Below are 1808 nucleotides of genomic sequence, written 5' to 3'. Positions count from 1 at the left end.
ATGAAAATCCGGATAGCGGATAGTAATACGATGAGACTGGAAAGTAGGATAAAAATACTTTGCCATAATAATTCCCCTTCGAAGCCACCTTGAACGATTAACATCTTACCAATAAAGCCACTTAACGGAGGAATTCCAGCTAAACCAAATGCTGCGATTAAATAAGTTGACGGAAGAAGTGGATATTTCTTCATCAACCCACCCATTTTTCGTAAATTGGACGTGCCTGTAATTTTAATGACAATACCAATTAATAGGAACAGAGCACCTTTTATCAATATATCATGGATTAAATAAAAGACAGAACCAATCATTCCATTTTCGTTCATAATAGAAGCCCCGAATAAGATGACTCCTACTGCAATGACGATATTATAAATAATAATTTGCTTTAAATCAAAGTAAGCAAGTGCACCAATACATCCGACGATGATCGTAACAATCGAGAGTATCATGAGCATTTCATGAGTGAACCCAACATCTGTTGTAAAGAACAAAGTATAGGTACGCATGATAGCATACACACCGACTTTAGTAAGCAATGCGCCAAACAAAGCTAGTACAGGTACTGGCGGTGCGGCATAAGAGCCAGGTAGCCAGAAGTAAAGAGGGAAGATACCGCCTTTTATCCCGAACACTATTAAGAATAACACAGCGATTACTGTTACGATTCCTACCTCACCATGCTCGGCCAATTTAACGGAAATATCAGCCATGTTTAATGTCCCAACTACGGAATATAAGTATCCTACTGCAATAACGAATAAGGATGAAGAGACAATATTGACTATTATGTATTTAATAGATTCTTTTAATTGTGTTTTTTCTCCACCCAACACGATTAGTACATATGAAGCCATTAATAATACTTCAAAAAATACAAAAAGGTTAAAAATATCACCTGTAGTAAATGCTCCGTTTACACCAGTTAGCATAAATAAGATAGCTGGATAGTAAAACGATTTTTCTCTAGCTTCATCTATGTAAGTAAAGCTATACCATACAACAAATAAAGTGATGATAAGAGAAGAGGTGACTAAAAGAGCTGAAAACATGTCTGAAACCATTGTAATCCCAAATGGTGGAGCCCAGCTACCTAGGGTAAGGGTTTGTACACCATCTGTTTTTACTTTAAAAAGTAAGGTAAAAGCCGATACTAGTGCCGCCAGCAAGCCAACAATAGTTACAATTCGCTGTGCTTTTATTCTTTTAGGGAAAAATAAAAGAATTGCCGCAAACAAGAAAGGGATGAGGACTGGGAATAATAATAGATTAATCATTGTCTTCAGATCCTTTCATAAGTTCCATATTGTCTGTTCCCACTTCTTTATACGTTCTATAGGCTAAAACTAGTGAGAATGCTGTAACACCGAAAGCTATTACAATAGCCGTTAATATTAAGGCTTGCGGAAGTGGATCAGCATAGTCAGTTACTCCATCAGCTAAGACCGGAGCAGATTTTCCTCCAAGGCCTCCCATTGTTAAAAGAAGCAAATGGGTTCCATGGCTCAGTAAACCTGTTCCAATAATAATCCGAATTAAACTTCGTGAGAGGATTAAATACACTGCAGCCATAAATAGAAAGCCGATTAAAATGGACATCATAATTTCCATTATTCATCTCCTCCTATCATTTGAATAATTGACATTGTAACACCCACAACAACCAAATATACTCCTGTGTCAAAAAACATAGCAGTATGGATGGATGTTTTCCCTAGTAAAGGAAGGTTGAAATAATCATATACACATTTCTTATGTAGATAATCCTCTGTGCATATTGAATACACTTCCCTGTCCTCTTCATT

Annotated in this window: 3 protein-coding genes; all 3 read right to left on the bottom strand. The window is 36.6% G+C overall.

The window, feature by feature from the left end; translation table 11 throughout:
* Nucleotides 1–1241, bottom strand: a 1241-nt coding sequence (locus tag AC06OU_RS07590) for a Na+/H+ antiporter subunit D (RefSeq protein ID WP_475855013.1), incomplete at its 3' end; no start/stop codon positions are given.
* A 31-nt stretch (nt 1242–1272) separates the two neighbouring features.
* Nucleotides 1273–1614: a Na(+)/H(+) antiporter subunit C gene (locus AC06OU_RS07585; RefSeq protein ID WP_169359664.1), complete on the bottom strand. Its 342-nt coding sequence runs from the start codon at nt 1612–1614 to the stop codon at nt 1273–1275.
* On the bottom strand, nt 1614–1808 hold a 195-nt coding region (locus AC06OU_RS07580), incomplete at its 5' end, for an MnhB domain-containing protein (protein ID WP_475855012.1). The genes AC06OU_RS07580 and AC06OU_RS07585, both read right to left, overlap by 1 nt.

It is taken from the genome of Psychrobacillus sp. (assembly GCF_056205495.1).
Note: the sequence above shows the minus strand (reverse complement) of the source record. Positions and strands in the feature narration are given on the sequence as shown.